Source organism: Pigmentiphaga sp. MLSB6-MA01 (assembly GCF_058793475.1).
Genome location: NZ_JBXAFV010000004.1, coordinates 197,220 through 222,753 on the forward strand (window position 1 = coordinate 197,220; position 25,534 = coordinate 222,753).

Sequence of the window (25,534 nt, forward strand, 5' to 3'; positions counted from 1 at the left end):
GCTAAGCCAGCCCCGGCAGACTGCCCGCAGGCCGTTCCACCTTGCCTGCGGCCAGGGCCAATCCGTTGCCAGCCTCCGACCCCCGCCAAGGCGGGGTCCAGGCTGCGAGGTTCCTCATGAAAACATCCACTGACCACGCGCTGGCCAAGGTTCCCGAAGTCACGCTCGGGTTCTGGCTCATCAAGATCGCCGCCACCACGCTCGGCGAAACCGGCGGGGATGCCGTCTCGATGTCCATGAACCTGGGCTATCTGATCGGCACCGGCATTTTCGCGGCGATCTTCCTGGCGGCCGTGATCGCGCAGATCAAGGCCAAGGGATTCCACCCTTTCCTGTATTGGACCACCATCATTGCCACCACCACGGTCGGCACGACGCTGGCCGATTTCGCGGACCGCTCGCTGGGCATCGGCTACGCTGGCGGCTCGTGCCTGCTGCTGGCCATGCTGCTCGGCACGCTCCTCGCCTGGCATCGCACCCTGGGTTCGGTATCGGTAAGCACCGTCAGCACGCCCAAGGCGGAAGCCTTCTACTGGATGACGATCATGTTCTCCCAGACCTTGGGGACGGCGCTGGGCGATTGGACGGCCGACACGGCCGGCCTGGGCTACACCGGCGCGGCCATCGTGTTCGTGGGATGGCTCGCCCTGATTCTGGCAGCCTATCGCTGGACTCGTGTATCGCGCACGCTGCTGTTCTGGGCGGCGTTCATCCTGACCCGTCCGCTGGGCGCCGTGGTCGGTGACTTCCTGGACAAGCCGCTGAGCGCGGGAGGATTGGCCTTGAGCCGCTACTGGGCCTCTGCCGCGCTGCTGGCCTTCATGCTGACCGCTATTCTGCTGCTCAGGCAGCGGGCGGCCCGGACGGCGCATTGAATAGTGCCGTCATGTCCCGTTTTCAATACGATCCTGACAGCAGCCATGCATGCATGGCGAATGGGACACCACGACAGGAGAGAACATGCGGGTGCTGCTGGTCGAAGACGACGCCATGATCGGTGAAGCGATCCAGGGCGCCTTGAAGGATGCGTCCTATGCCGCCGACTGGGTGCGGGATGGCGCAACCGCCCTGGCGACGCTGGCGGGCCAGCACTATGACCTGGTGCTGCTCGACCTGGGCTTGCCCGGCAAGGACGGGCTCGAAGTGCTGGGCAGCCTCCGCGCCCGGGACAATCCTGTCCCCCTGCTCATCATCACGGCCCGCGATGGCCTGGATGACCGTCTGCGCGGCCTGGACGGCGGGGCCGACGACTACGTCCCCAAGCCGTTCGAGATGGCCGAGCTGCTGGCCCGGATGCGCGCCGTGCTACGGCGCAAGGGCGGAAGCGCCGCGCCCGTTCTGGGCAACGGCGTGATATCGCTCGACCCCGCCACGAAAGAAGCCCGCGTCAAGGACGGTGCCCCGGTTCTACTGTCCCACCGGGAGTTCTCGCTGCTGCAAGCCCTGCTGGTTCGGCCGGGAGCCATTCTCTCGCGCGGCGAGCTGGAGGATCGCATCTACGGCTGGGGCGAAGAGGTGGAAAGCAATGCCGTCGAATATCTGATTCACGCACTTCGGCGCAAGCTGGGCAGCGAGACGATCAAGAACGTCAGGGGGGTGGGATGGATGGTCTCCAAAAACGCCTGAACGAATCGGTGCAGCTCAAGCTGTCCTTCACCCTGTCGCTGGCCATCCTCGTGGTCGCGGCAGCGGCCGGCATCTTCTCGTTCCTTTCGGCCTTCGATGAAGCCCACGAACTCCAGGACGATGTCTTGCGCCAGGTCGCGCAACTCATGGATCGGCAGCGCCTGCCCCCCGCCGCGCCCGCCAACGCGGCCGGACCCGAGGGCGGCGACGACGCGTCGCGCGTGATCGTCCAGCGCCTCGGGGACGGCGGCCCGGCTCTCCCAGGCAAAGAGGCGGGAGGAACGCTCGCGCTCCCGGCAACGCTGGTCGACGGCCTGCACACCCTGGAAGTCGGCGGAGAAGCGTTCCGCGTCCTGGTCAGGACGACGGCCGCCGGCGAACGGATCGCCGTGGCCCAGGAATCCGACTTCCGCAATGAAATCGCCCGAGATGGGGCGCTGCGCACCGTCCTGCCTTTCCTGCTCCTGGTGCCGGTGCTGCTGCTGATCGTCGCCAATCTGGTGCGCGGCATGTTCCGGCCCATTGCGGCGCTTTCCAAGGAAATCGATCAGCGCGCCGAGCAGGCGCTGCACCCGGTCCAAGACCGCCACCTTCCCATCGAGGTGCGGCCTTTTACCATAGCGATCAATCGCCTGCTGGCCCGCGTGGGGCAGTCCATGGCGTCGCAGCGCCGTTTCGTGGCGGACGCCGCCCACGAGTTGCGCTCGCCGCTGACGGCGCTGTCGCTGCAAGCGGAACGGCTGGCAGAGGCGGAAATGTCGAGCCAGGCCCGTGAACGGCTGATGCTGCTGCGCCAGGGCATCGAGCGCGGCCGCGGCCTGCTGGATCAATTGCTGGCCCTGGCCAAGGCCCAGTCGGCGCCGGATCCGCCGACCTCGCCGGTGTCCGTCCAAGGCATCTACCGCCGGGTGCTGGAGGACCTCATGCCGCTGGCCGAGGCCAGGCGCATCGACATCGGGGTCGAGGGAAACCAGGATGCGCGGGTTTGGGTACGCGAGGTGGACATGATCGCCTTGACCCGGAATCTGGTCGACAACGCCATTCGCTACACGCCGGAGGGCGGACGGGTCGACCTCTCCGTCGGGGTGGCGCCAAACCATGCCGTGCTGTGCGTCCGGGACACCGGTCCGGGCATTCCGGCGGCCGAGCGCGAACGGGTTTTCGACGCGTTCTACCGCACGCCGGGCAGCGGACAGATGGGTTCGGGCCTGGGGCTTTCGATCGTCAAGACAATTGCCGACCGCACAGGCGCCGAGATCCGCCTCGACTTTTCCGACCAGGCAACGCAGACCGGCCTGAGCGTCACGGTGCTCATCCCCATGGAAGCGGCTGGCCGGATCGATACCGGCCCCACCGACGCAACTCGACCTCGATGAACGGAAATACCGCCGGCCTGAAATGAAAAGACCTCCCTGGCGGGAGGTCTTCGCACAACGGTACGACCGTCGACTTACTTGCCTGCCTGCTGGTAGCGCTCGATGCTGCCAACGATCTCCTGGCGGGCGGCGTCCGGGCCGTCCCAGCCCTTGATCTTGACCCACTTGCCCTTCTCCAGGTCCTTGTAGTGCTCGAAGAAATGCTGGATGCGCAGCAGGTATTCGGGCTGCAGGTCTTCCGGCTTCTGCCAGTGGCGGTAGATGGGCAGGACCTTGTCCACGGGCACGGCCAGCAGCTTGGCGTCGCCACCCGCTTCGTCGTCCATGTTCAGGATGCCGATGGGGCGGCAGCGAACCACGGCGCCGACGGTGACCGGATGGGGCGTGATGACCAGCACGTCGACGGGGTCGCCGTCGTCGGACAGGGTCTGCGGCACGTAGCCGTAGTTGCACGGGTAGTGCATGGCGGTCATCATGAAGCGATCGACGAACAAGGCTCCAGTTTCCTTGTCGACTTCGTACTTGATCGGATCCGCGTTCATCGGGATCTCAATGATGACGTTGAATTCTTCCGGCGCCTTTTTGCCGGGACCGACTCGATCGAGATTCATAACTGCCTGGAAAGTTGAAAAAAACAGGTGGACCGGCCCGGGGCCGGCACGACATCGAAAAAAACCGCCGCTAGAGGCCGGCCGCGCGATCGGGCGCTACGTCCTCTTCGCTCTCGAACTGGGGACGCGCGGCGGCGGGGCCGAACAGCACCCCCTCGTCCGCCTTGAGCACCGGCAGGCCGATGACGCCTTCGGTGGCGAGACGCCAGTGCCGCACGGCATCGACGGCGCGGTCGGTGCGATCGTACAGGCTGGCCAGCAACGCGTGCGTACGCGGGTCGTCGCGCTCGCTCAGGCTGCGTTCGAGATAGCGTTGCGCCGGCCCCCACAGGCGTCCGCACAGGCACAGCGTGCCCAGCGCCTGCAGCAGGTCGGGATCGTTGGGGTGCTGGCGCAGCCAGCTTTCGGCTTTCTCCAGCCGCGGAGATATCTGTTCGGCGCTGCAGCGGGCATAGGCCTGCAACAGGACCGCGCTGAGCTGGGCGTCGAGCGCGGCTTCGAGGATGCGGCGGGTGCGCACCTCGTCGCCATCGGCCTCGAACACCTCCGCGCCGGCCCGGGCCACTTCGGGCAGGACGCGTTCGTCGTCCTTCAGGTCCTTCCAGATGACGCGCCGCGTGGCGGCATCGCTGGCCGACCGCAGCAGTTCGGCCGCGGCGGCGGCGATCATGCGCGTGGCGGCGGCCGGATGCAGGGCATTGCGCTTGGACAGCGTGCGCGCCAGCTTCAGGACCTCGGCCCAATGCCCCAGGTCACGGTGGGCGCGCAGGGTCAGCCGCAGCGAATGCATGTGCTTGGGGCCGCCCTCGTGCAACTGCGACAGCAGCGCCAGCGCTTCCTCGGGCCGCTGCTGGTCGAGCAGCATGTCGGCCTCGACCAGGACGACGGCGGGCTTGAGCCCGGCATCCGCCTCGGCCGCTTCGCGGGCCTGCGCGAGCAGCAGATCGCGGCGGGCGAACTCCTGCATCGCGTGCGCCGCCCGGGCGGCCGACAGGTTGGCCAGGACTCGGCGCGACGGCACGTCGGTCTGCCCGGCAACATTGCTCATGTCGGCTTCGGCCTTGGCGTAGCGGCCTTCCAGCAGGTTGATCCAGCCGCGCTCGAGCAGTTCCTGCTGCTGCGCCAGCGCCCGGCGCGCGCGCCAGCGGCGCACCCGCACCGGCAGCTCCAGGGTCCACGAAATGGCGCGCAGCGCGGCGTACAGCACCGCGAACAACGCGAGCAGGATCAGCGCGGCCAGGCTGGCGGACAGCTCGACCCGGTAGGGCGGCAGCAGCAGCGCGACATTGCCGGCGTGATAACGCAGCCCGACGGCCAGCCCGACGGCGGCCACCAGCAGCAACAAGGTCCAGAACCAGGTGCGCATGCCTTACCTCTGCGCGCCGGAAACGGCATTGCGCGGCAGCACCGACCGCACCGCCGACAGGCTGTCGTTGAGGGTCGGCAGCTCGATGGAGATATCGGTCTCGCGGATCTGCCGGAGCAGGGCCTGGGCATTGCGCGTGGCCGGCGCGTTCACATCGAAGTAGGCGGGCAGGGCCTGGACGACGGCGTCCAGGTCGGCCTGCCAGGCATGCTCCTGCCGGGACAGCAGGGCCAGCCGGGCATTGAGCAGCCTGAGCTTGAGATTCTCGCGCACCAGGGCGCCTTGTTCGGGCGACACCAGCAGAGCGTCGGGCTTGTCGATGCGGCGGATGCGGATCAGATCGCGCATGTCGCCCAGGAAACCGTCCCGCAGCGGGCCCCACCACGCGATGGCGCGCTTCCACCAGGGCGCATCGCCGGCCGGGGCCTGCGCCGGGTCGACCACGGGCGGCGGGACCTGATCGTCGGCTTCATGGGCCGGCTGCACGCTGGCCAGCAGCGGCAGGCGATCGAGCAGGCCGATCAACTGGTCGATCTTGACCACCAGGCCGGACACATCCACCGACGGCAGTCCGCGCAGCCGTTCGAGATCCTGCGCGATGGCGCGGCGCACGGCGGTGAACTGCGGCCGGTCGGCGCGCGCCAGGCGGGCATCGGCCACCTGCAGCGCGGCGATCGAGTTCTGCACGTTGCCGGCCAGTTGCAGTTGCTGGGCCGCGATGGACAGCGCCTGCTCGACCTCGATCAGCGTCCATTCGTCCTCGCCGCGCGACAACTCCTGGTAGAGCTGCTCCAGCGCGGCCTGCTGGCTTTGCGACTCCAGCACCTTGGATTCGAGCACGGCCAGCTTGTCGGTGTTGCCCTGGGCGATGGACAGGGCCTGGCGGGCGCGGGCCTGGGCATCGCGGGAGAAGGAATCGAGTTCGTTGAACCGGCGCGCCGATTCGCGGCCGATGGCATCGACGAGCTGCTGCTGGCGCCACAGCGCGGCGGCCAGCACCACGATCACGATCAGCGCGAAAGCGAGCACCGTCCCCAGCCAGGGAAAGGATCTGCTGGACGCCCTGCCCTTGGGGGCACGGCCGGCGCGCTCGGTTGCGGAACGGGTATCGTTGGGCGCAGGACCCTGCGCGGATGCTGGAGATGCGTTCTCGGATGCAGTCATGACACCGATTCTATCGCGGCCAGGATGTCCTCATCCCGGGGCGCGCAAGTTTGTAACATTGGCGGGACGCCGCGAGCAGGCAACGCTTCGGCGATCACCGTTATTAGATGCCGGGCGATCCGCGGATGGGTTGCAACGAGACGACAATCTGCCCACCAGTCCAGCAACTCCAGGGCGGCCAGTTGTCCGCGCACCGCGTCCACGCCCTCGGCGCTGGTCAGCAGCCAGGTCGTGGGGATAGCTGCGCGGGCCAGTTCGCGCAAGCGGCCGGCCAGGGCGGGCGTCCAGGCCTCGGGAACCCGCCGGTAGGCGCGGTGCAGGGTCACGCTGGCGCCGGCGTCGCGCAGGCGGCCGGCCAGCCAGTCCCGGCCGCTGCCCTGCTCGCCCCGGCCACCGCGCACGATCAGGACCCTGGCAGGCAGCGGCGCGGCGGACAGGATGGCCCACAGCGCCTCGGAATCGAAGTGGAGGCTGTCGGGCGCGGGCTGCAGCAACCTCGGCCCGTCGCCGAAGGCCGGGTGCTCGCGCAGCGCCCGCGCGCTGGCGGGTCCGACGACCGCGGCGGCGGTGGCGGCGGGCCATGTCCAGTCCGGCCCGGCGGATGCGCGCCATTTGTCCAGGAACATGCGGACCGCATTGCCGCTGACAAAGACGACGAGGCCGACATCCGCGGGATCGGGCGCCGGGCCGGCCTCGGGGGTCAGCCGCAGCGCCGGCAGGTCCAGCGTCCGCCATCCGCGCGCCGTGAGCGCCTGCGCCAGGTCGTCGTTCTGGCCGGCGGGACGGGTCAGGATGGCGGTGCGCCCGGGGGCCGGCGCGGATGGCTGGGCCGGCATCGCGGCTCAGCCCAGCGTAGCGAGGATGTCCGCCGCGCCGGCCGCAAGAAGCTCTTCGGCCACGGCCAGGCCCAGGGCCTCGGCGTCCCGTGCCGCGCCGGTGCGTCCGGCGCGGACGATGCGCCCGCCGTCGGGCGTCGCGACGAGGGCCCACAGGCGCAGCGACTCGCCCTGCGCCTGCGCGTAGGCGGCCAGCGGCACCTGACAGGAACCGCCCAGACGCCGCGACACGGCGCGCTCGGCCAGGGCTTCGGCGGTAGTCGCGGCATGGGCCAGCGGAGCCAGCGCGGCCCGCAGGTCTTCGCGGTCGGCGCGGATCTCGATGCCCAGGGCGCCCTGCCCGGCTGCCGGCAGGCTGTCCTCGGGCGCCAGCAGGGTCCGGATGCGGTCGCCCAGGCCCAGCCTGCGCAGGCCCGCGGCCGCCAGCACGATGGCGTCGTATTCGCCGCGATCGAGCTTGGCCAGCCGGGTCTGCAGGTTGCCGCGCAGGGGCCTGACCTGCAGATGAGGATGGCGGGCCCGGATCTGCGACTCGCGGCGCAGGCTGGAGGTGCCGATGACCGCGCCGGCGGGCATCTCGGCCAGCTCCGCGTAGCGCGCCGACACCAGGGCGTCGCGCGGATCCTCGCGCTCCATGATGGTGGACAGCGCGAACTCCGGCGCCAGGTCCACCGGCACGTCCTTGAGCGAATGCACGGCCAGGTCGGCCCGGCCGTCCTGCAGGGCGGTTTCCAGTTCCTTGACGAACAGGCCCTTGCCGCCGACCTTGGACAGCGTGCGGTCCAGGATGCGGTCACCGCGGGTGGTCATGCCCAGCAGTTCGACGGTGCATTGCGGATACAGCGCGCGCAGCCGCGCCTGCACATGCTCGGCCTGCCAGAGCGCCAGCTGGCTTTCGCGGGTGGCGATGATCAAACGATCGTTTTTCAAAATACGGAGATCTCGATTGCGGTGCGGCCAGGCTTCCGCTCTCGCGGCGCCCCCCTTCGGGATTATAGAAGTATTCGATATGCGGCCATTTTTCATGGCATGCTTTGGCGGCGCCCGTACCGCGTCTTTTGCCGCCGGGCCGCCTCTCCAAGCATTTGCAGCAGCCGACTCCAACGACAACTCGCGCGACGCTCCATGACCTCATCGCTTCAAGATCCCGACCTGCCTCTTCGCAACGACATCCGACTGCTGGGCCGCCTCCTGGGCGACGTGATCCGCGCCAGCGAAGGCGCGGGCGTCTTCGACACCATCGAGACCGTGCGCCGCACGGCGGTGCGCTTTCGCCGCGACGGCAACGCCACCGACGGCCGCGCGCTGGAAAAACGCCTCAAGCTGCTGGCGGCCGACGAAACCAACTCCGTGGTCCGCGCCTTCACCTACTACCTGCACCTGGCCAACATCGCCGAGGACCGCGACCAGAACCGCCGCCGCCGCGCCACGCTGCTCCAGCAGGACGCCCCCGCGCGCGGCAGCCTGCAGAACGCCGTGTCCCGGCTGCGCGCGGCGGGCATCGGCAACGCGCGCATGCGCCAGTTGCTGGACGAGACGCTGATCTCGCCGGTCCTGACGGCCCACCCCACCGAGGTCCAGCGCAAGAGCACGCTGGACGTACACAAGGAAATCGCCCACCTGCTGCAGGAACGCGACGACCCGCGCACCACCGACGAATCCTTCGAGCAGACCCTGGCCCTGCTGGGCCGCATCACCACGCTGTGGCAGACGCGCATGCTGCGCAACTCCCGGCTGACCGTGGCCGACGAGATCGAGAACGCGCTGTCCTACTACCGCAGCACCTTCCTGTCCGTCATCCCGCAACTGTACGGCCATCTTTCGCGCCTGCTCGGCCGCGAGCCGGCCGATCCGTTCGGCCCCCACCCCACCCCGCTCAAGTCCTTCCTTCGCATGGGCAGCTGGATAGGCGGCGACCGCGACGGCAACCCCAACGTCGACGCCGAGACGCTGAACCTGGCGCTGCTGCGCCAGAGCACCACGGCCTTCGAGTACTACCTGGACGAGACCCACGCGCTCGGCGCCGAGCTGTCCCTGAGCGAACTGCTGACGCCCGCCTCGCATGCGCTGGCCGCGCTGGCCGAGCAAGGCGGCGATCTTTCCGAGCACCGCCGCGACGAACCTTACCGCCGCGCCCTGGTCGGCATCTACGCCCGCCTGGCGGCGTCGGCGCGCGCGCTGACCGGCCGCGACCTGGCCCGCCGCGCGGCTCCGCCCGCCCAGCCCTATGCCGAACCGGCCGCCTTCGCCGCCGACCTGGCGGTGATCGCCGACTCGCTCAACGGCCACCATGCCTCGCCCATCGCCCGGCTGCGCCTGTCGGCGCTGCGCCAGGCGGTGGACGTGTTCGGCTTCCACCTGGCCACGATCGACCTGCGCCAGAGTTCCGACGTGCACGAACGCACGGTGGCCGAACTGTTCGCGCGCGCCGGAGTCGAACCCGACTACGCCAGCCTGGACGAAACCGCCCGGATCGCGCTGCTGCGGCGCGAACTCAAGGAAGTGCGCCCGCTGGTCTCGCCCTGGCTGCGCTACAGCGAGGAAACCACCCGCGAACTCGATATCTTCCGGGCGGCCGCCAGCGCCCGCCAGCGCTTCGGCGCGCAGGCCGTGCACCATGCCATCGTGTCGCATACGGAAACCGTCAGCGACCTGCTGGAAGTCCTGGTCCTGCAACAAGAGACCGGCCTGATCGCGCCGGGAGGCGGCTCTACGAGCGGCCACGTTCCCGCCGACGGCGAAGGGCTGATGGTGGTGCCGCTGTTCGAGACCATTCCCGACCTGGCCAACGGCCCCGGCATCATGGCGCAGTTCCTCGACCTGCCCGAAGTCAAGGCGCGGGTGCGCCACGCCCAGCGCGGCGTGCAGGAAGTCATGCTGGGCTACTCCGACAGCAACAAGGACGGCGGCTTCCTGACGTCGAACTGGTCCCTCTACCAGGCCGAGCGCGCGCTGGTCGAGGTCTTCCGCGCCCGCAAGGTCAGGCTGCGCCTGTTCCATGGCCGCGGCGGCACCGTGGGCCGGGGCGGCGGTTCGAGCTTCGACGCCATCCTTGCCCAGCCGCCCGGCACCGTGGCCGGCCAGATCCGCCTGACCGAACAGGGCGAGGTCATCCAGAGCAAGTACAAGGACGCCGACATCGGCCGCTGGCATCTCGAGTTGCTGACCGCGGCCACGCTGGAAGCCAGCCTGGCCGACCACACCGAAAGCGCCTCGGCCGAGGACGCGCTGTTCGCCAGCTATGGACAGACCATGGACCGCCTGTCCGGGATTGCCATGCGCAGCTATCGGAACCTGGTCTACGAGACCCCGGGATTCGCCGACTACTTCTTCGCCTCGACGCCGATCTCCGAGATCGCCGGCCTGAACATCGGATCGCGCCCGGCCTCGCGCAAATCCACCGGACGCATCGAGGACCTGCGCGCCATTCCCTGGGGATTCTCGTGGGGCCAATGCCGGCTGCTGCTGCCGGGCTGGTACGGCATGGGCGCGGCCATCGACGACTACCTGCGCCACGGCGAGGGCACCAAGCGCGAGCGCGTCGAGCACCTGCGGGCCATGGCGCGCGACTGGCCGTTCTTCCGCACGCTGCTGTCCAACATGGAAATGGTGCTGGCCAAGACCGACCTGGTGATCGCCTCCCGCTATGCCCAGCTGGTGCCTGACACCGCGCTGCGCAAGCGCATCTTCGGCGCGATCAGCGACGAATGGAAGCGCACCATGAGCGCGCTGAAGCTGATCACCGGCCAGCGCCAGTTGCTGGCCGGTGACCCGTCCCTGGCGCGCTCGATCCGCGATCGCATCGCCTACATCGATCCGCTCAACCACGTGCAGATCGAACTGCTCCGCCGCTATCGCGCCACCCACGGCAAGGCGGGCCGGACCAAGGCGGATCCCGCCGGGCGAACCCAGAACGGCATCCACCTGACCATCAACGGCATCGCCGCGGGCCTGCGCAACACCGGCTGACCCCGGCCGGAGCGGGCCGGCCGCCGACCCGCCGCCTTGCTCCCTCCCTGGCCGGCCGGATCCCTCCGGCCGGCCGCCACGCCCTCTTCCCCCTGCCATGCGCCGCGTCCCGGCGCATGCGCCTCCGCTCGCCTTCGTGGCTTCCCCCTATTGCTTCCCCGCGCAGTTAAGTTTTATATTCAAAAAAAGTTTTCTCATACAAAACAAATCAGGATGAGCAGCATGACGGAAGTCGACATCGCGATCGTCGGAGCGGGCATAGGCGGCATGGCCGCGGCCATCTCCCTGCATCGCGCGGGATTCACGGTGGGGGTCTACGAACAGGCGCCCCGGTTCGGGCGCGTGGGCGCCGGCATCAATCTGACGCCCAATGCGGTCAAGGTGCTGGACGGACTGGGCGTGGGCGCGGTGCTCCGGGGTACCGCCTACGAACCCACCAGCCGGGTCAGCCGGCTATGGGACAGCGGCCAGGAAACCTCCCGGCTGGAATTGCACGCCCAGGGCGAACGGCGCTACGGCGCGCCGCAACTGACCATCCACCGCGCCGATCTGCTGTCGGCGCTGGAAACGGCCCTGCCCGCCGGCGCGGTCCGCCTGGGCGCCAAGGTGGCCAGCGTCGGCCAGGACGGGCGCCAGGCATGGCTGGAGCTGGCCGATGGGTCGCGGGTGGCCGCGCGCGCCGTGGTCGGCTGCGACGGCATCCATTCCGTGGTGCGCGAAGCCATCGCCGGACCCGAGGCGCCCCGCTTCACAGGCAAGGTCGCGTTCCGGTCCATCGTCCCCACCGCACCGCTGGCCCGCTACGACCTGACCCCCACGACCAAGTGGTGGGGACCGGATGCTTCCAGCCAGATATTCACCTTCCTGATCGACCGCGGCCAGCGCGAACTGTTCGTGTTCGCCACCGTGCCCGAAACCGAATGGACGCACGAATCCTGGTCGATCCAGGGCCACAAGGACGAACTGCTGCGCGCGTACGCCGGCTTCCACGAGGAAGCGCTCGCCATCCTGGAAGGCTGCGACGTCGTCCTCAAGACCGCGCTCTACGCGCGCGACCCCATGGCGCGCTGGACCCATGGCCGGGTCACCCTGCTGGGCGACGCCTGCCACGCGATGCTGCCCTTCATGGCCCAGGGCGCCGCCATGGGCCTGGAGGACGCCGCGGTCCTGAGCCGCTGCCTGGGCCAGGCCAAGGACGACGTGCCCGCCGCCCTGCTGCGCTACGAACAGGCCCGGCTGGAACGCGCCAGCCGCATCCAGCGCGGCTCGCTGCAGAACGACTGGCTGCGCTCGGACACGAACGCCGACTGGGTCTATGGCTACGACGCCTGGACCGAACCGCTGCCCGAGCGGGCGCACTGAACCCTTCCCTTCCTAGCGGAGTCCTTGCCATGCACAGACGACATTTCCTCGGCACCATGATCGCGGCGGCGGGGGCCGGCGCGGCCCCGGCCACGCGCGCCCAACCCGGTTTCCCCTCGCGGCCCATCCGCATGCTGGTCGGCTTCGCGCCCGGCGGCGCCACCGACGTCGCGTTCCGCGTCCTGGCGCAAAATGCGGCCGCCATCCTGAAGCAACCCGTCGTGGTCGAGAACAAGCCTGGCGCGGGAATGGTGATTCCCGCCCAGATGATGCAGGCCACCGCGCCCGACGGCTACACCATCGCGCAGATCGCGGTATCGGTGTTCCGCACGCCCTATCTGGTCAAGACCGCCTGGGATCCGCTCAAGGACCTGAAATACATCATCGGCCTGGCGGCCTACCCCTTCGGCCTCGTGGTGCCGGCTTCCTCGCCCATCAGGACGGTGGCGGACTACATCGCCTACGCCAAGGCCAATCCGGGCACGATGACCTACGGCACGCCGGGCACCCTGTCCTCTCCCCACCTGACCATGGAAGACCTGGCCTTCCAGGCCCGCGTGAAGTTCAACCACGTACCCTACAAGGGCGGCGCCGAGGCGCTGGCCGCGCTGCTGGGCGGCCACATCATGTCGCTCGCCGACGGTCCGAGCTGGGCCCAATACGTCGAGTCCGGGCAATTGCGCCTGCTCGCCACCGGCGGCGAAGCGCGCAGCGCCCGCTTCTCGTCGGCGCCCACGCTCAGGGAACTGGGCTACGACATCGTGCAGAACGCCCCCTTCGGGCTGGCCGCGCCCCGCGACACCGACCCAGGCGTGGTCCGCATCCTGCACGACGCCTTCAAGCAGTCCATGGACATGGACAACTACCGCGCCGCGCTCAAGCAGTACGACCTGGAGCCCGCCTACCTGAGCAGCGAACAGTTCACCCGCTTCGCGGCGGACACCATGCAAAAGGAAAAACTGCTGATCGACCGGATAGGGCTGCGTAGACTATAAAATGACCGGGCGCGGGGCGTTCGCCTTGCGCCCCGTCCTATCTGCCCCCTATGACCGAACCCCTGCTGCCGGCTATCGACGACGGCGACGATCCGCCCGACAACGCTTCCACTCCCCGCAAGGATCCCTACTGGGTCGACGCGCTGGCCCAGGGCCTGTCCGTGCTCGAAGCCTTCGATTGCGAACAGCCCTCGCTCACTCTGACCGAACTCGCGCAGCGCCTGGGCTGGAGCCGCAGCAAGCCCCATCGCTTCGTCCATACGCTGGAGAAGCTGGGTTTCCTCGAACGCGAGGAGGTCGGCCGGCGCTACCGGCTCACCGCGCATGCGATGAAGCTCGGTTTCGCCTACCTGAACCGTCTTCCCCTGGTCGAACTGGCGCAGCCCATCATGAACCGGCTGCGCACCGAGGTCGGCGCCTCGGTGCACATGGCCATCCTGGACCGCGACGAGCTGGTCTACGTGGCACAGGCCCGCATTCCGCTGCCGACCTCGATCGACATCCATGTCGGGTCCCGCATGCCGCCGCACTCGTCCTCGATCGGACGGATCCTGCTGGCCTACAAGCCCCAGGCGGACATCGACCGCATCCTGGACGGCGCGCCCATTCCCGCCCTGACCGAAAAATCGACGGTAAACCCCGCCGCCTTCCGCGCGCTGCTGGATACCGCGCGCGAACGCGGCTACGTCTACAACGACGAGGAATTCCACCGGGGCGTGCGTTCGATCGCCGCGCCGGTCCTGAACGCCCGAGGAGAAGTCGTGGCGGGACTGAACGCAACCTCGATGATCTACACCTTCACCGACGAGGTCGTTGCCGGGACGGTGATCCCCGCCGTCGTGCGGGCCGCGCGGGAGCTGTCGCTGGCGTTGGGCCACCGCGAGCCGCAGCCCGTTGCCAGTACCTAGCGCAGGTAGGAAACCACGACCGCGATCGCCACGCCGACCGCGCCGATCACCACCAGCATCTGCATCAGCGTCAACCCTTTCTGCAAGCTCTTCATTCCATCCTCTGACACCGCCGCGCGAGCGCGGCAATAAAAAAATACCGGGTTATCGGGCTCTGTCCCGATGCGCGGGAGATCCGGAACCCGGCGGGGCAATAGGTTAGCCTGTTTCAGGCGCGGGATGCACCCATGGCCGGCGATCACGGCGGCTGGCGCTGACCTGGCCGGGAAGGGCCCGGCCTTCCCGCGTCATGCCCGCGCCCGCCAGGCCCGCCTGCCTGGAACGCCACGGCTCGCCGGGCAAGCAGCCCTTTTCCGCGAATGACCGGCCGCAAACGACAACGCCCTGCCGAGGCAGGGCGTGCCGCGCCAGGGCCTCGCGGCCCCGCGTTCCGATCAGGCGTGGCCGGGCTGCCCCACCTTCTTGCGGCGGGCCAGCCACATCCCCACCCCGACGACGATCAGCGCGCCGAGGATTTCCGCGGCATAGGTGATCTGCGTGTTGTAGGCGGCCAGCGAACTCGGCTGGATCACATGGGACTGGACCGCGACGTCGGTCGCCAGCATGCCGCCGGCAATCCACCCCAGCAGCGCACCGCCCAGCGTCACCACGACGGGGAAGCGATCGATCAGCTTCAGGACCAGCGTGCTGCCCCAGATGATGATGGGCACGCTCACCAGCAGGCCGAACACGACCAGCCCGATCTGATGGGACTCGTCCGCCTGCTGGGCCGCGCCCGCGATGGCGATGACGTTGTCCAGGCTCATGACGAAGTCGGCGATGATGATGGTCTTGATCGCGCCCAGCAGCGTGGCGCCGCCTTCGATATTGTCGTGCGACTCATCCTCGGGCACCAGAAGCTTGATGCCGATCCAGAACAGCAGCACGCCGCCCACGATCTTCAGGAACGGAATCTGGAGCATCGTGACCGCGAAAGCGATCAGCACGACGCGCAGCACGATGGCGCCCGCCGTCCCCCACAGAATGCCCTGCATTCGCCGCTTGGCCGGCAGATTGCGGCAGGCCAGCGCGATGACGACCGCGTTGTCGCCCCCCAGCAGGATGTCGATCAGGATGATCTGCAATACCGCCGCCCAACTGAGCGTCTGTAAAAATTCAAGCACGTGTAGCTCCCTAAGCCAGATCCGGACGAGCGAATCTTCCTGTGAGGAAGATCGGTTCTTCCTTGTTTTTAGAATTCATCGCGCCTGCCCGGTGGGCATTTCCAGGCACCCGCATGCCCGGACATCCCCACCGCGAAGACGAAGCCGGCCTGGCGCCCCGAGGCCAGGCCGACGCACTACGACTGCAACCCGTCAGGCAGGCTGGTCGCCAGACCGGCGCCGCGACATCAGCACCTTGCCCGCCACCAGCACGATGATGGCGCCCAGCACGCCCGCGCCGATTTCCGCGGCATGATGCGTGAGGCCCATCGAGGCTTCGAGGGCCTCGGTGTGCAACGCCGGATCATTGACGAACAGCTCGCCCGCGATGAAACCCAGCAGGGCGGCGCCCAGCCAGACGATGAGCGGGAAGCGCTCGATGACCTTCAGCAGCAGCGTGCTGCCGAAGATCACCAACGGGATGCTGATGGCCAGGCCCAGGACCAGGAGCACGGTATTGCCCATGGCGGCGGCCGCCACGGCGATCACGTTGTCCAGGCTCATGACCAGGTCGGCGATCAGGATGGTGCGGATGGCGGCCATCAGGCCATCCTTGGCCAGCTTGCCTCCGTCCTCTTCACCTTCCGGCAACAACAGCGAAATACCGATGTACAGCAGCAGCACCGAGCCGATCAGCTTCAACCAGGGCAGTTGCAGCAACTGGGCCGCAACCAGCGTCAGGACGATCCGCATCACGATGGCGGCCGCAGAGCCGATCACGATTGCTTTCTTTTGTTGATGGGCCGGCAGCGAACGAGCCGCCAGCGCGATGACCACCGCATTGTCCCCCGACAACAGGATGTTCACCCAGATGATTTGTATGAGGGCCAGTATGAAGGCCGCTGATCCGAATTCCACACCTATCTCCTGAAATGCCGACGGGCGCAGCCGGTCTGGCCGCGCCCGTCGAGTTTTTTATTACAGCACGGACTTGAGCAGTTTGCCCATCTCGGACGGATTCTTGGTCGTCTTGATGCCGCAGGCTTCCATGATCTCGAGCTTGGCCTCGGCCGTATCGGCGCCGCCGGAAATCAGCGCGCCGGCGTGGCCCATGCGCTTGCCGGCCGGAGCCGTCACGCCCGCGATGAAGCCGACCACCGGCTTCTTCATGTTGTCCTTGGCCCACTGGGCGGCGTTCACTTCGTCCGGACCGCCGATCTCGCCGATCATGATGACGGCGTCGGTGTCGGGATCGTCATTGAACATCTTCAGCACGTCGATGTGCTTCAGGCCGTTGATGGGATCGCCACCGATGCCGACGGCGCTGGACTGGCCCAGGCCCAGTTCCGTGACCTGGCCCACGGCTTCGTACGTAAGCGTGCCCGAGCGGCTGACGATGCCGATGCGGCCCTTGCGGTGGATGTGGCCGGGCATGATGCCGATCTTGATTTCGTCGGGGGTGATCAGGCCGGGGCAGTTGGGTCCGAGCAGCAGCGTGCGCTTGTTCTCGTCGCGCATGCGGTTGCGCAGTTCCAGCATGTCGCGGACGGGGATGCCCTCGGTGATGCAGATGGCCAGGTCCAGGTCGGCCTCGACGGCTTCCCAGATCGCGGCGGCGGCGCCCGCGGGCGGCACGTAGATGACCGACACGTTGGCGCCGGTGGCGGCCTTGGCTTCGGAGACGTTGGCGTAGATGGGCACGCCTTCGAAGTCCTCGCCGGCCTTCTTGGGGTTCACGCCGGCCACGAAGCAGTTCTTGCCATTGGCGTACTCGCGGCACATGCGGGTGTGGAACTGGCCGGTCTTGCCGGTGATCCCCTGCGTGACGACCTTGGTATCTTTGTTGATCAGAATAGACATCTCGAGTCCTTAATATCCTGTGCTGTGCGCTCGTGCGCTTACTTGGCGGCGGCCACGACGGCGGTGGCGGCTTCGGCCATCGTGTCGGCGCTGATGATGGGCAGTCCGGAGTCGGCCAGCATCTTCTTGCCGAGCTCTTCGTTGGTGCCCTTCATGCGCACCACCAGCGGCACGCTCAGGCTGACGGCCTTGCACGCGGCGATCACGCCTTCGGCGATGACGTCGCAGCGCATGATGCCGCCGAAAATGTTGACCAGGATGGCCTTCAGGCCGGGGTTCTTCAGCATGATCTTGAAGGCTTCGGTCACCTTCTCGGCCGTGGCGCCACCGCCGACGTCCAGGAAGTTGGCCGGTTCGCCGCCGAACAGCTTGATGGTGTCCATGGTCGCCATGGCCAGGCCGGCGCCGTTCACCAGGCAGCCGATGTTGCCGTCGAGCTGGATGTAGGCCAGGCCGAACTGGCTGGCTTCGATTTCGGCGGGATCCTCTTCATCGGTGTCGCGATAGGCCACGATCTCGGGGTGGCGGTACAGCGCGTTCGAATCGAAGTTGAACTTGGCGTCCAGGGCGATGATCTTGCCCGAACCGGTCACGATCAGGGGGTTGATCTCGGCCAGGTCGGCGTCGGTTTCGACGTAGCAGGTGTACAGCTTCTGGATCTGGTCGGCCGCGTCGGCGATCGAACCTTCGGGAACGCCGATGCCGCGAGCCAGTTGCGAGGCCTCTTCGGTGGTCAGGCCCTTGGCGGGATCGACGAACACCTTCAGGATCTTCTCGGGGGTGGCGTGGGCGACCTCTTCGATCTCCATGCCGCCTTCGCTCGAGGCCATCACGCAGACGCGCTGCGAGCTGCGGTCGGTCACGATGCCGACATACAGTTCCTTCTTGATGTCGGCGCCTTCCTCGACCAGCAGGCGGCGGACCTTCTGGCCTTCCGGACCGGTCTGGTGCGTGACCAGCTGCATGCCCAGGATCTGGCCGGCCAGCGTGCGCACTTCCTCGATGGAACGGCCCAGCTTGACGCCGCCGCCCTTGCCGCGGCCGCCCGCATGGATCTGGGCCTTGACGACCCACACCGGGCCGCCCAGTTGTTCAGCGGCCTTGACGGCCTCGTCCACCGAGAACACGGGGATGCCGCGCGGAACGGTGACGCCAAATTTCTTCAGAAGCTCTTTGCCCTGATACTCGTGGATTTTCATGCGGAGCCTTCGCTGTCGGGTAGACGTTGAATGTTCGGTTGGAAAAGACCAGCGCCATGACGGGTCATGCGCCTGGATACGGATGGGGATAGCCCAGGCGTAGCCGCGGCCGGGCAAACAAAAGCCCACGGACCTGTGCTCTGGACGAGCAAAGTCGCGGGCTGTCGCATAGCGAGGCGATTGGCGGTTACGGGCATGCGCTAAGGTGCCGATTGCATCGGGGGCGCCGGCGGGTTCCGGGCGTGGCCGGGAGGCAATGGGCAGGCGATAAAACGGCGAGAGTATAGCACCCCTGCCCCCCGGGGCCCCCGGCCTACTGGACCACGACGGTCAGGGCCGAGCCCGCCGGCACCGCGACGGTTTCCGAATACGACGCGCCCGACGGCCGGCGCACCAGGGGAAAATGGCCCGAGGCCTTGAGCGTGGAGGGCGAGCTGGACGGCAGGTTGCGCAGCGAAGCGTAGTCGGGGCCGTTGATCGCGGGCAGGTCGTAGCCGTCCTGCGTCCGGCGGGGATAGCCGAACCCGGCCGGCGACGACGCGGGCAGCAGGGCAAGCGCCGCGCCCCAGTCGCGCAAGGCGGCGCGCGCGCCCGCGCCGCCCGCCTGCTTGACCGCCTGGTCGAGCAGCGTGAACGAATCGGTGGACGAGGTGCGCCGCAGCAGGTCGCGATAGAAACCGGTGCCGTATTGCCTCAGCAGATAGCCCCCGTAGTTGGCGGCGATGGGATACGAAAAACAGCTGGATGACACGCTGGCGTCCCAGCCCCGGATGTAGTCGCAGTTCTGGCTTTGATGGAGCCAGTTGCCGTAGTCCCCGTCCCGCAGCGGGTTGAAGCCCGGCACCACCCGGCCCGACGCCAGGTCTTCCATCATCAAGGCCGTGGTCTCCTCCAGCCAGACCGCGAAGCGGTTGTCCGGACTCACGCCGGTGCGCGCGGCGCGCTGGTAGAAATTGACCATATGGGTCATCTCGTGCGCCAGCGTCGTATAGCCCGTGTTCCGGCCGGCCTGGCCGCCCAGGTACATGGTCTCGGTGTCCAGGAACAACACCACCGCCTCGTTGCTGAGCGCCTCGTAACTCTTCAGGAAGGCATTGGCGCTGAAGAAATAGCCGATCACGCCCCAGGGCTTGCCATCGGGCGTGATGTTGGACAGCACGATGTGCAGGTCCTGGTCGGCACCGATATACCCGCTGCCGACGGTGGCGCCCCAGGGCGCGCCCGCGAGGTCGGTCACGATGGGATAGACGGAATCCTGGTTCGACGAGAACCGGCTCCGCAGGCTGTCGAGCAGGGCCTCGCTCACTTTCGCGCCGGAGCGCTCGCCATCCTGCACCCAGATGTTCAGCCAGCGCCCGTCGGAGGCCGCCCAGCGCCGGGCCAGCGTGGCCTGGAACCGCATGCCGCCGCTGTCCTGCCATTCCCGCGTGTCGCCCTCGACGGCGGCGCGCACCACGGCGGCGGGCCCCTGCCGCGCCGAGGACTGGGGCTGGGACGCGCGGTCGACCGGCGGCTGGTAGTCGCGGATGTGCGCGGGAATCTGGTTGACGCCCGGCAAGTGGTCCGGATCGGCAGGGGCTTCCACTTTCGACGCGGTGGCAGGCCGGTCCGCGACGGATGCGCTGATCGAGGCCATGCCGGCATCGCGGTCGGACACATTGGTGAAGACCAGGGTGACCGTGCGGCCGCCGACGCCGTTGAGGGCGATCGGTACCGAGGTGCCCGAGTTCGAACCGCTATTGTCGTAGCGCCAGATGCCCACGCCGCTGCCGCGGTAGGTCTGGGCGTCGGAGGCGCCGCATTGCGCGCCGCTGCACGCCACGGACAACGCGCCCGACCCGGATACCGCATCGCCCCCGCCGCCTCCGCAGGAGGCCAGCAGTGTCGCCAACGAGATCCCGGCCAGCGCCCGGATGGTAAACACGGTGTTGCGATTCATCTTGCCCCCGCCGAAGAAGCTTCCGCGCAACATACCATGGCAGGTGGGCTAGCGGATGGATTGCACCTGCAACTGGGCCGGCATCCCGCCGCCGGCTTCGCCGGCGGAACGGGTCACCGTGCCGGTGACCGTGACGGTGCGGGCTTGCAGATCCTGCATCTGCTGCCGGCTCAGGCCCCGCAGGTCCCACTGCCGGTCGCCCGACTCCAGCACGGCGACGATGAAGGGTTCATTGCCCTTGAGCACGAGGCGCCCCTCCAGCGTGACCACTTCGCCCGCCTGGGGGGCGGGCTGGGCGCAGGCCCACAGGCTGGACACACTCAGGCACAGGGCCAGCAACAATGCGCGCATAGCGGCCTCGCGGCGAAAGCGGATGCTGCAAGTGTACGGGGATTCAGCGTGAACAGGCCCTAGTCCAGCTCGTCGAGGTCCACGCCCCGCAGCACCTGCCTGATGGTGGCCTGGCCAAAGCCCCGGGACATCAGGAAACGCACCTGCTTCGCACGCTGGCCGGCATCGGCGGGCAGCGTGCCGAAACGCTTGCGCCATACCTCTCGGGCCCGCGCCAGCTCGGTGGCGTCGAGCGTGTCCCGCAACTCGGCGATCTGGGCGTCGGCCACGCCATGTTGGCGCAGTTCATGCATGATGCGCATGGTGCCCTGCTTGGCGGCCAGCCGGTGCACCACGCTCTGGGCGTAGCGCTCGGTGGACAGCCAGCCTTCCTTCTCCAGGCTGTCGAGCACGGCGCGAACCTCGTCCTCTTCCCCGAAACGGGCAAGCTTGCGGCCCAGTTCCAGGCGGCTGTGTTCGCGCCGGGACAGGTAGCCCACCGCCCGGGCCTTCAGCGAAGGCCCCGAGGCGGGCTTGCCGTCCTCAGTCGCCTTCAAGCTCGGTCACTTTGCCAGCGCCGGCGACCCGGGCAACAACCCCCAGGTTGTCGCGCACGCGGTTTTCGATCTCGATGGCCATTTCAACGCGCTCTTTCAGGAACTCGCGGGCATTGTCCTTGCCCTGGCCGATGCGTTCGCCGTTATAGCTGAACCAGGACCCGGACTTCTCGACGATGCCCGCCTGCACGCCCAGGTCCAGGATCTCGCCTTCGCGCGAGATGCCGGCACCGTACATGATGTCGAACTCGGCGCTCTTGAACGGCGGCGACACCTTGTTCTTGACCACCTTGACGCGGGTTTCGTTGCCGATGACCTCGTCGCCCTTCTTGATGGAGCCGGTGCGGCGGATGTCGAGGCGGACCGAGGCGTAGAACTTCAGCGCGTTGCCGCCGGTGGTGGTTTCCGGGTTGCCGAACATGACGCCGATCTTCATCCGGATCTGGTTGATGAAGATGACCATGCAGTTGGTGCGCTTGATCGAGGCGGTCAGCTTGCGCAGCGCCTGGCTCATCAGGCGGGCCTGCAGGCCGGGCAGGGAGTCGCCCATCTCGCCTTCGATTTCGGCCTTGGGCACCAGCGCCGCGACCGAGTCGATGACGATCAGGTCGACCGCGCCCGAACGCACCAGCGCGTCGGTGATCTCCAGCGCCTGCTCGCCGGTGTCGGGCTGCGAGATCAGGAGATCGGTCAGGTTCACGCCCAGCTTGGCGGCGTATTGCACGTCCAGCGCGTGTTCGGCGTCGATGAAGGCGCAGGCGCCGCCGATTTTCTGCATTTCGGCGATGACCTGCAGCGTGAGCGTGGTCTTGCCGGACGATTCCGGACCGTAGATCTCGACGACCCGGCCGCGCGGCAGGCCGCCGACGCCCAGGGCGATGTCCAGGCCCAGCGAACCGGTGGAGACGACCTGGATGTCGTGCTCGACCTCGTTGTCGCCATAGCGCATGACCGAGCCCTTGCCGAACTGCTTTTCGATCTGGGACAGCGCGGCGGCCAGGGCCTTGGCCTTTTCGTTCTGGGCAGCGGCAGCGGCCTTGGAAGCTTTGGTGTCGTCCATTCTGGGATCCTTGGGTTGATGGGCGAATTATTGCACTGCTCGATACTGTATAAAAAAACAGTATGAGACTGCAAGCGCCACGTGCAATAAACAACGCCGCCCGCGGGCCGCCCTTGCCTTTTCCTCAGTTCCCGCCCCCGGAATCGAGCAGCCGGACGGCATTGCCCCCCGCGACCGCCGCCTGCTGCGCCGGCTCCAGCGCCGACAGTCCGCCGACCGGGTCGGCGTCGCCGAACGGGTAATCCCCGCCCAGGACGAGGCGGTCCGCCCCCACGCAGCGCACCAGCAGCGCCAGGGTATGTGGATCGTACACGCAGCTATCGTAGTGGAAATCGCGCAGGTAATGGCTGGGCAGCTTGCTCAGGTTGCGCATGGTGTCCGGCCGGTACGTCGCGTTGCGGTCCAGCCGCCCCATGTAGTAGGGCATGTACCCGCCTCCGTGGGCCATGACGATCCGCAGGCCCGGGTGCCGCTCCATGACGCCTTCGTAGATCAGCGAGGACATGACCTTGACCTCTTCGATGGACTGGCCGATGGAATTCCAGAGCGCATGGTTCTGGAACCACGGGTCGCGCACCCCGTCGGGGTGGATGAAGGCGACCAGCGCCAGGTCTTCGATGGCGCCCCACATTTCCCCGTAGCGGGCCTCGCCCAGGTAGCTGCCCCGGTGGTTGCTGGGCAGGTTGGCCACGCGCAGCCCCATCGCCACCGCGCGCTCCATCTCGCGCAGGGCCAGCGCCATGTCGCCCAGGGGCAGCACGAACGTTCCCACGAACCGGTCCGGGAACCTGCGCACCCAGTCGGCCGCCATGTCGTTGACCAGCCTTGCCTGCCGGGCTTCCTCGGCGGGCTCGGCCCAGGCCCGGGACGCCACGACGTCGGCCGACGAAATCACATGGCGATCGATGCCGCGCGCCGCCATGTCGTCGACCTGCCGGTGCGGATCCAGCATGCCCAGGAAGCGTGGATTGTCGGCCGACAGCGGCCGCTGCCCGAAGCAGCTGGACACGCTGTGCGGCTGCGCCAGCTCGAAGACCTCGCGATGGATGAAGTGCGCATGGAAGTCGATGCAGCACGGGCACAGCGCGCGCCAGCCCGGCGCTCCCTCTTTCAACATGGATGGTCCCCCCGGATGGATGAAAGCCGATGGACCGGGCCGGCGGCGTGCCGGCGGCGCCGCGGCGCTCCCGTCAGGGCCGGGGCTTGAGTCCGTTCAGCACGACGTCGACGAAGAACTCGGCGAAGGCATCGAGGGTCCGGTCGTTGACCTTGCGGCCGCGCATGGCCTCCTGCAGCGGCCTGCCCGTCACGAAGAAGGAACAGGCCCCGACCACCAGCATGTGGAAGAACGCGGGATCGACCGCCCGCAGTTCGCCGCTGCGTTCGCCGTCCGCCATGAATTTCTCGGCCAGATAGCGGCCGCGCTGGGCCAGGTCGTTGAGGATCGCCCGGGCCGCCTCGTCGTCGGCATTGAAGATCCGGGCCACCATCACCTCGTGGTAATAGGGGCTGTCGACGTTGGCCTGCAGGACCGACCGGACGCGCTGCTTGAGCTTCTGGTCCGCCGTGCCGGCATCGGACAGGTACCGCAGGCTCAGCGCGGTGCGCTCGCCCGTGGACTTGGAGATGAGCTCGGCCAGCAGGCCGTTCTTGGACCCGAAGTAATAGCGCACCAGCGCGGGATCGACGCCGGCGACCTTGGCAATGTTGACCGTGCTCAACTCGGAGACGGGATGGGTCTTCAGGAAGTCCGCGGCCAGTTCGAGGATGCGGTTGCGGCCGACGGCGGACTCCGCGCCCGAGGGCCGCCCCTTGCCGCGCTTGCGCTCCCCGCCGGACTCCGAATTTTCCTTTGCCATGCGCGCCATGCCCGCCACCCGGTTCGATCCGGCGGGCATTATCGCACGCCCCCCTTCCAGCTCCGCCCCTGCGCGGCCGGCGTCTTCCTCCGGCGCAACGGCTATTCCGCACGGATGCCCGCCGTGTCGGCGATGCGGGTGGTCTGCGCGATTTCGCTCTGCAGGCGCCGGGTAAGGTCCGCGGGCGAGCCGGCAATGATCAGGCCATAGTTCAAATCGTACGAACGCTTGACGTCGGGCATCGCCAGCACGGCGCTCATGGCACGCGTCAGGCGCTCCTGGATCGCCTTCGGCATGCCCGCGGGCCCGAGCAGCGAAGACCAGGTGCCTACGGTGCGGAAACCGGGCAACGTCTCGGTGATCGCCGGCGTGTCGGGCAGGAACGGCAGGCGCCTGGCATCGAGCGCGGCCAGCACCTTGAGCTTGCCCGCCTTCGCGAAAGGCGCCACCGAGGCCAGCGTGGAGAACCCCATGGCCACGCGGCCGCCCAGGATCTCGGTATTCATGGGGCTGATGCCCTTGAAGGGCACGTGCAGGATGTCCGTGCCGGACTCCATCTTGAACAGCTCGGCGTTGAACTGCATGACCGAACCGATGCCCGCGCTGCCGTAGGCCAGCTTGCCCGGCCGCTGCTTCGCGTAGTGGATCAGCTCGGCCACCGAATTGACCGGCAGGTCGCCCGGCACGAACAGCACCTGGGGCGTCTCGTGCATCAGGCTGATCGGCGTGAAATCCTTCAGGATGTCGAAACGCACGTTGGCCGACAGGAACTTCGCCGTGACGGTCACGCTGGACGGCGCGAACAGCAATGTGTAGCCATCCGGCGGCGCGTGCATCACGCGCTCCGCTCCCAGGATGCCTCCGGCGCCGGGCACGTTCTCGATGACGACCGGCTGCCCCAGTTGCTCGCCCAGCTTCGGCGCCACGATGCGCAGGAACAGATCGGCGCCGCCCGGCGCGAACGGAGAAATGATGGTGACAGGCTTGTCCGGGAACTCGCCGGCAAGCGCGGCGTGCGCGCCCGCCAGCGCCAGCAGGACGCCGGACAGGAACCGGCGCGCGAGGCGCCCCGGCGGCCTCCGCCAGCGTCGCCCGCCCTGGTCCGCCGCGGCAGGCGGATGCTTCGCCGGCACGGCGTCGTTCATTGCATGCATGGATGTCTCCCGGTCGTTGTTGGCATAATTTATTTCCTTTTTTAGGAAATAACAACAGGAATTTCCATGCCTCGCGGATACCGGCAAAGGACGGCCAATCTTCTCGTTTCAACATTGCATAAGGCTCTTGACAATGCCCTCGATGACGACAAGAATCTCGCAATAAATTCCTTTATTAGGAATAAAAATGAAAGACGATGGAAGCGCCCCGACGCAGGAGA

Annotated in this window: 23 protein-coding genes; 7 read left to right on the forward strand and 16 right to left on the reverse strand. The window is 67.9% G+C overall.

The annotated features are described in order from the left end of the window. Positions 1-116 precede the first annotated feature (116 nt). The 3 genes from AC1Q6E_RS08615 (at position 117) to AC1Q6E_RS08625 (ending at position 3,002) form a co-directional block, all read left to right on the forward strand. Complete coding sequence (locus tag AC1Q6E_RS08615) at positions 117-875, forward strand: COG4705 family protein (RefSeq protein WP_296557691.1); 759 nt, start codon at positions 117-119, stop codon at positions 873-875. An 85-nt stretch (positions 876-960) separates the two neighbouring features. Further along, positions 961-1,626 (forward strand): response regulator, encoded by a 666-nt coding sequence (locus AC1Q6E_RS08620; protein WP_492572636.1) that lies wholly within the window; start codon positions 961-963, stop codon positions 1,624-1,626. Beyond that, positions 1,602-3,002, forward strand: a complete 1,401-nt coding sequence (locus AC1Q6E_RS08625; RefSeq protein WP_492572565.1) for an ATP-binding protein — start codon at positions 1,602-1,604, stop codon at positions 3,000-3,002. Before AC1Q6E_RS08620 ends, AC1Q6E_RS08625 begins: the two co-directional genes overlap by 25 nt. Positions 3,003-3,076: 74 nt before the next feature. Here the strand turns inward: AC1Q6E_RS08625 and ppa are convergent, their stop codons facing one another. From ppa to hemC, 5 genes are all read right to left on the reverse strand, one after another. Continuing rightward, the gene (gene ppa, locus AC1Q6E_RS08630) at positions 3,077-3,613 is read right to left on the reverse strand and encodes an inorganic diphosphatase (RefSeq protein ID WP_152795908.1); all 537 of its coding nucleotides are present in this window, start codon (positions 3,611-3,613) and stop codon (positions 3,077-3,079) included. 70 nt (positions 3,614-3,683) lie between these two features. After that, positions 3,684-4,979 carry a heme biosynthesis protein HemY gene (locus AC1Q6E_RS08635; protein ID WP_152795910.1) on the reverse strand — a complete coding sequence of 432 codons (1,296 nt, stop codon included), beginning with the start codon at positions 4,977-4,979 and terminating at the stop codon, positions 3,684-3,686. 3 nt (positions 4,980-4,982) lie between these two features. Beyond that, complete coding sequence (locus tag AC1Q6E_RS08640) at positions 4,983-6,143, reverse strand: uroporphyrinogen-III C-methyltransferase (RefSeq protein WP_152795912.1); 1,161 nt, start codon at positions 6,141-6,143, stop codon at positions 4,983-4,985. Continuing rightward, positions 6,140-6,979: a uroporphyrinogen-III synthase gene (locus AC1Q6E_RS08645; protein WP_152795914.1), complete on the reverse strand. Its 840-nt coding sequence runs from the start codon at positions 6,977-6,979 to the stop codon at positions 6,140-6,142. The genes AC1Q6E_RS08640 and AC1Q6E_RS08645 overlap by 4 nt, the downstream gene beginning before the upstream one ends. 6 nt (positions 6,980-6,985) lie before the next feature. After that, the gene (hemC, locus tag AC1Q6E_RS08650; RefSeq protein ID WP_492572566.1) at positions 6,986-7,909 is read right to left on the reverse strand and encodes a hydroxymethylbilane synthase; all 924 of its coding nucleotides are present in this window, start codon (positions 7,907-7,909) and stop codon (positions 6,986-6,988) included. Positions 7,910-8,104: 195 nt separating this feature from the next. Here hemC and ppc point away from each other — a divergent pair, with 195 nt between their 5' ends. From ppc to AC1Q6E_RS08670, 4 genes are all read left to right on the forward strand, one after another. After that, positions 8,105-10,948, forward strand: coding sequence for a phosphoenolpyruvate carboxylase (gene ppc, locus AC1Q6E_RS08655; protein WP_152795918.1), 2,844 nt, complete (start codon positions 8,105-8,107; stop codon positions 10,946-10,948). A 213-nt stretch (positions 10,949-11,161) separates the two neighbouring features. Further along, entirely contained in the window at positions 11,162-12,310 is a 1,149-nt protein-coding gene (locus tag AC1Q6E_RS08660; protein WP_492572567.1) for an FAD-dependent monooxygenase, read from the forward strand. 29 nt (positions 12,311-12,339) lie between these two features. Then, positions 12,340-13,305 (forward strand): tripartite tricarboxylate transporter substrate binding protein, encoded by a 966-nt coding sequence (locus AC1Q6E_RS08665; protein ID WP_152795923.1) that lies wholly within the window; start codon positions 12,340-12,342, stop codon positions 13,303-13,305. A gap of 50 nt (positions 13,306-13,355) precedes the next feature. After that, entirely contained in the window at positions 13,356-14,213 is an 858-nt protein-coding gene (locus tag AC1Q6E_RS08670) for an IclR family transcriptional regulator (RefSeq protein ID WP_152795925.1), read from the forward strand. Between the two features lie 434 nt (positions 14,214-14,647). On the opposite strand, the gene AC1Q6E_RS08675 is transcribed toward AC1Q6E_RS08670, so the two are convergent. The 11 genes from AC1Q6E_RS08675 to AC1Q6E_RS08725 form a co-directional block, all read right to left on the reverse strand. After that, positions 14,648-15,376: a TerC family protein gene (locus tag AC1Q6E_RS08675; RefSeq protein WP_296557683.1), complete on the reverse strand. Its 729-nt coding sequence runs from the start codon at positions 15,374-15,376 to the stop codon at positions 14,648-14,650. A 192-nt stretch (positions 15,377-15,568) separates the two neighbouring features. Next, positions 15,569-16,273 (reverse strand): TerC family protein, encoded by a 705-nt coding sequence (locus AC1Q6E_RS08680; RefSeq protein ID WP_296557681.1) that lies wholly within the window; start codon positions 16,271-16,273, stop codon positions 15,569-15,571. Between the two features lie 60 nt (positions 16,274-16,333). Continuing rightward, the gene (gene sucD / locus AC1Q6E_RS08685) at positions 16,334-17,215 is read right to left on the reverse strand and encodes a succinate--CoA ligase subunit alpha (RefSeq protein WP_152795929.1); all 882 of its coding nucleotides are present in this window, start codon (positions 17,213-17,215) and stop codon (positions 16,334-16,336) included. Positions 17,216-17,253: 38 nt separating this feature from the next. Further along, a complete protein-coding gene (sucC, locus tag AC1Q6E_RS08690; RefSeq protein WP_152795931.1) occupies positions 17,254-18,414 on the reverse strand; it encodes an ADP-forming succinate--CoA ligase subunit beta in 1,161 nt (386 codons plus the stop codon). A 313-nt stretch (positions 18,415-18,727) separates the two neighbouring features. Beyond that, positions 18,728-20,353: a M30 family zinc metallopeptidase gene (locus AC1Q6E_RS08695; protein ID WP_152795933.1), complete on the reverse strand. Its 1,626-nt coding sequence runs from the start codon at positions 20,351-20,353 to the stop codon at positions 18,728-18,730. Positions 20,354-20,401: 48 nt separating this feature from the next. After that, positions 20,402-20,704 (reverse strand): hypothetical protein, encoded by a 303-nt coding sequence (locus tag AC1Q6E_RS08700; RefSeq protein WP_152795935.1) that lies wholly within the window; start codon positions 20,702-20,704, stop codon positions 20,402-20,404. A 59-nt stretch (positions 20,705-20,763) separates the two neighbouring features. Further along, positions 20,764-21,240 carry a recombination regulator RecX gene (recX, locus tag AC1Q6E_RS08705; protein WP_296557676.1) on the reverse strand — a complete coding sequence of 159 codons (477 nt, stop codon included), beginning with the start codon at positions 21,238-21,240 and terminating at the stop codon, positions 20,764-20,766. Beyond that, positions 21,227-22,300 carry a recombinase RecA gene (gene recA / locus AC1Q6E_RS08710; protein ID WP_152795939.1) on the reverse strand — a complete coding sequence of 358 codons (1,074 nt, stop codon included), beginning with the start codon at positions 22,298-22,300 and terminating at the stop codon, positions 21,227-21,229. Before recA ends, recX begins: the two co-directional genes overlap by 14 nt. A gap of 124 nt (positions 22,301-22,424) precedes the next feature. Beyond that, positions 22,425-23,417, reverse strand: a complete 993-nt coding sequence (locus AC1Q6E_RS08715) for an amidohydrolase family protein (RefSeq protein ID WP_492572568.1) — start codon at positions 23,415-23,417, stop codon at positions 22,425-22,427. 73 nt (positions 23,418-23,490) lie between these two features. Further along, positions 23,491-24,159, reverse strand: a complete 669-nt coding sequence (locus AC1Q6E_RS08720; protein ID WP_296557671.1) for a TetR/AcrR family transcriptional regulator — start codon at positions 24,157-24,159, stop codon at positions 23,491-23,493. Positions 24,160-24,260: 101 nt separating this feature from the next. Next, entirely contained in the window at positions 24,261-25,313 is a 1,053-nt protein-coding gene (locus AC1Q6E_RS08725; protein WP_152795944.1) for a Bug family tripartite tricarboxylate transporter substrate binding protein, read from the reverse strand. Positions 25,314-25,534 lie beyond the last annotated feature (221 nt).